We start from the raw sequence: 3,801 nt of genomic DNA, 5'->3' as shown, positions 1-3,801 counted from the left end.
TCATACGCGCCTGCGCTACACTCTGTCTGCATCGGGTTTTCTTATAGCTTACGAAAATTTCTTTTGTGCAAAACAGACTTTTTCATAATCTAACCCGATGTACAACCCTTCTGTGAGATTTCCGCGTTGAAGCCGCCGTGGAACTGGGATGGGAGCGCTACCTCGGCTTCCACGGTCGCTTCGTCGGCATGCACGGGTTCGGAGACTCTGGCAAGGTCGGTGATCTCTACGCAAAATTCGAAATCACGACAGAGGCGGTGCTTCGCGCTGCACGGGATATGTTGCAGGAGGTTCAGGGCGAACCGGCATCATGAGAACTGATAAATTCTCCAACATTCATAAGCCATGCCAGCTGTGATGGCCGGAAGGTAACATGCGGCTTCTGCAGCAGGACAAGCTGTAGGTAATCGCTCCTCTGCTGAGAGCGCCCATGACAGCGATTCCGCCGATGAGCGTTTCGTCGTCAGATCGCGCAATTTCCACTGATCAATAAGGCCGCCGATAAATCTCACCTTATCGTGATATGGCCTGTTTTAAGCCCAAGCTACGCTGGCGTTTCACTCCCGATTGCATCCTATACACATCCTGCGGAAGATTTCGGGCAACAAAAAACCCGCCTCAATTGGGCGGGTTTATCGTGTCTGATCAAGGACGTGTGCATGGTTGCGGGGGCACGCAAGCACCGATTTCCACATTCGCTTCAGGCCGCAATATAAACCAGTTATATCAATAGCCTTGGGCTTCCATCGATTACACGGCAAGCACGGAATGATCCACGAGCATAGTCCATAAGAAAGATGCAGTTATGCACGCGTTCATATTGTAACCGGTTCGCATCATGCTAACATCCTGCTTATTATAGGAATTCGACTGGCTGGGGACGTTGGCGAAAGCTTTGGGGGACGCATGCAGTCGGTGTTTTCCGGCGATATAGAAGTAAGTATCGTCAAGGGCGGTCAGGAAATAGCGCGGGTGGTGCGGCCTCTACGCGAGACTACGGCGGGTCCTGTCATCCGCTTCAAGCGTCAGTTCTGGCGCGTCGCCAACGGCATAGTATATATCGATAGCGGCCCCGTCCGTGACGAAGCGGGGACCGCTCATCCCGCAATCGAGGAAGATGAGGAAGATCTTCTCCAGAAAGCAGTTATTACGGCAAACGCATCCGCGCGGCTTCTGGTTGACGCCGGTCCGGGGACCGGCAAGACCTTTGTGGCCTGCTCCCGAGTTGCGGCACTTATCAGGAATGGCACGCCTCCAAGCCGTATCTGGCTGATCAGCTTCACACGCACGGCCATCCAAGAAATCAGAAACCGGCTGGAAAGCTATCTTGACGAACCTTCGGATGCGGCAGCCGTAAAGATCGCAACGCTCGATTCACATGCGTGGTCGATCCAGTCCGGGTTTTCATCAACGACAAAGCTCACCGGTTCACACGACGACAATATACGCTCGACGCTGGCGCAGGTTCTCGAGGATGAGGATGTTCGCGAGTATTTGGGACGTGTCGGACATCTCGTGGTGGATGAAGCACAGGACATCACCGGCGACCGAGCCAGTCTAGTTCTTGCCATGATAGACACGATAGATGAGGACTGCGGTGTTACCGTCTTCTGCGATCAGGCGCAGGCGATTTACGGCTTCACCGAGGAAAGCTCGGGAAGAGAGGATAACAAAATCTTCATCGATGAACTGGAACAGCGTCAGTTCGAGCCACACGAGCTCCGGAAAGTCCACCGAACTTCCGATCCTGCACTATTGAAGATATTCACCGATGTGAGGCAACAAGTTCTCGACAAACGTCTGTCCACCGCCCGAAAAACCGAATTGGTCAGTAGCAGCATTCGCGAACTGGCCGCAAAACAATCCGGCAAATCATGGGAGCTTGACATGGCAGGCGTCCCGCAGAATTCGCTTGTGCTTGTCAGACAGCGCGCAGATGTTCTCGCGATATCAGCGAAAAATAGCGCAGTCCCGCATCGACTCCGCATGTCGGGACTTCCACCGCGTATCCTGCCATCATTCGCACAGTTGTTCTGGGATTTTACTAGAGGGTGTTATGTACTTTCGTGTCTGATTGGTGCAGTAATGAGGGATGGCACCTGCACGCAAACCGTATCCCTCTGACGTATCAGATGAAGAATGGTCTCTGGTTGTCCCGTATCTGGTCCTGATGCGCGAGGATGCGCAACAACGACATCACGCATTGCGCGAACTGTTCAATGGATTGCGTTACGTGATCCGCTACGGAATTGCCTGGCGCGCCATGCCGAATGACCTTCCGCCGTGGTCGGCGGTCTACCAGCAATCCCGTCGCTGGATGGAGGCAGGTTGTTTTGACGCGTTGGTGTCTGATCTGCGTGCCATGCTGCGTATCGCTTCTGGCCGCAGGGCGGAGCCAACGGCAGCCATTATCGACAGCCGGACATTACGTTCGACGCCGGAAAGCGGTTCCCGCGCCGGATATGATGGGGCCAAGCGCAAAAAGGGATCAAAGCTGCACATGGCCGTGGACACGCTGGGACACCTGCTGGCCCTGCATGTCACGCCGGCCAGCCGGGATGATCGCGCCGAGGTGGGACGTCTTGCTGCCGCCATTCAGGATGCGACAGACGAGAGCGTTGAACTGGCCTATGTCGATCAGGGATATACCGGCGAGAAACCTGCCGGGGCAGCACGGGCCCAGGGGATCACCCTGGAGGTCGTCAGGTTGCCCGAAGCCAAACGCGGCTTTGTGCTGCTGCCGCGCCGATGGGTTGTTGAGCGATCTTTCGCATGGGCAACACGCTGTCGTAGGCTCGTCAAGGATTACGAGCGTTACGCTTCAACACTCGCAAGTCTCCATGTCATTGCGTTCGCGTGCTTCATGCTCAGAAACGCCGCTATACTCGCTCACGGTGCATAACACCCTCTAGCCGCCGAATTTCCAGCGACGATTTCAGAGCTCGTTGGGACAGCCGGATTGTCTCTCAAACCTCACCGCTCACGATGGAACGCGCGTGGCAGCTGATGATCGAGGTGGCCGGAGTGACGGACCAGCTTGTCGATCTTCACCGGCTCAGGGAAGTGCTTGGACGCTCGAGCCCGCCTGTTCTCTTTACATCGCCCGAATACGGTGACAACGGGCCCGTCGTCGGGACGATTCATGCCAGCAAAGGCCGGGAAGCCGACAATGTTTACCTCTTTCTGCCCCCACGGGACGAGGACGCTGACGTGGACGAGGAGACCCGGGTTATCTACGTCGGGGCAACGCGTGCAAGGCTTCAGCTTTCTGTCGGCGATGCACCCGGCAGACAATCAGGAAATGTCGACGGACGAACCTGGAAACGACTGCGAACCGACAAACTGCTGATCGAGATCGGGCGAGCCGGTGATATCGATGCCGAAGGCCTAGTTGGTGTCTCGGCTTTCTCGGAAAAGAAAGCGCATGATGCGCAGGCGTTCATAGCCGCCAATCCGATCGCGCAAGATTTCTTTGCCAGCGCGAAGGAAGAGCTCCAGTGGAACATGGAACTACTTACTAGCGACAAACAGCGAATTGCGATTCTCTCGAATGGGCTAAGAGCGGACTTGCGTGAAATCGCGACCGCAACAAATCGATGGCCGCAGCCTGGGTATATAGCCCATATCCGCTCTATCGGATTGCGTACACTGGTCGTCAGATCCGATGATCGGGTTCTAGCAGCCTGTCGGGTTGGGGTACCCTGTGAAGAGGTGAAGTTGTAAGGTGGTGAGATGAGCAGCTTCATCCCGTTTGACCGGTCTCAGCCGTATCTTCTGCCGCCTGATCTGAAGTCGTGGCTT

General features: G+C 55.5%; 3 protein-coding genes and 1 pseudogene. All 4 read left to right on the top strand.

The genetic code is table 11. The annotated features are described in order from the left end of the window. Window positions 1-134: 134 nt before the first annotated feature. Window positions 135-314: pseudogene (locus KMAL_RS16275) on the top strand (transketolase-like TK C-terminal-containing protein); the annotation flags it as partial. Between the two features lie 592 nt (window positions 315-906). Continuing rightward, complete coding sequence (locus tag KMAL_RS16270; protein WP_110096507.1) at window positions 907-2,124, top strand: UvrD-helicase domain-containing protein; 1,218 nt, start codon at window positions 907-909, stop codon at window positions 2,122-2,124. Next, window positions 2,093-2,902, top strand: a complete 810-nt coding sequence (locus KMAL_RS16265) for an IS5 family transposase (protein WP_110096506.1) — start codon at window positions 2,093-2,095, stop codon at window positions 2,900-2,902. The genes KMAL_RS16270 and KMAL_RS16265 overlap by 32 nt, the downstream gene beginning before the upstream one ends. A 104-nt stretch (window positions 2,903-3,006) precedes the next feature. Then, window positions 3,007-3,723: an ATP-binding domain-containing protein gene (locus tag KMAL_RS16260; protein ID WP_167400178.1), complete on the top strand. Its 717-nt coding sequence runs from the start codon at window positions 3,007-3,009 to the stop codon at window positions 3,721-3,723. Window positions 3,724-3,801 lie beyond the last annotated feature (78 nt).

The sequence above is a fragment of the Novacetimonas maltaceti genome, assembly GCF_002906255.1.
GTDB classification, from domain to species: Bacteria; Pseudomonadota; Alphaproteobacteria; order Acetobacterales; family Acetobacteraceae; genus Novacetimonas; species Novacetimonas maltaceti.
This window is presented reverse-complemented; position numbering and strand designations above follow the sequence as displayed.

Coding starts and splice junctions, on each gene's coding strand:
- KMAL_RS16270 (WP_110096507.1), top strand. CDS start 907: ATGCAGTCGGTGTTTTCCGGCGATATAGAAGTAAGTATCGTCAAGGGC.
- KMAL_RS16260 (WP_167400178.1), top strand. CDS start 3,007: ATGATCGAGGTGGCCGGAGTGACGGACCAGCTTGTCGATCTTCACCGG.
- KMAL_RS16265 (WP_110096506.1), top strand. CDS start 2,093: ATGGCACCTGCACGCAAACCGTATCCCTCTGACGTATCAGATGAAGAA.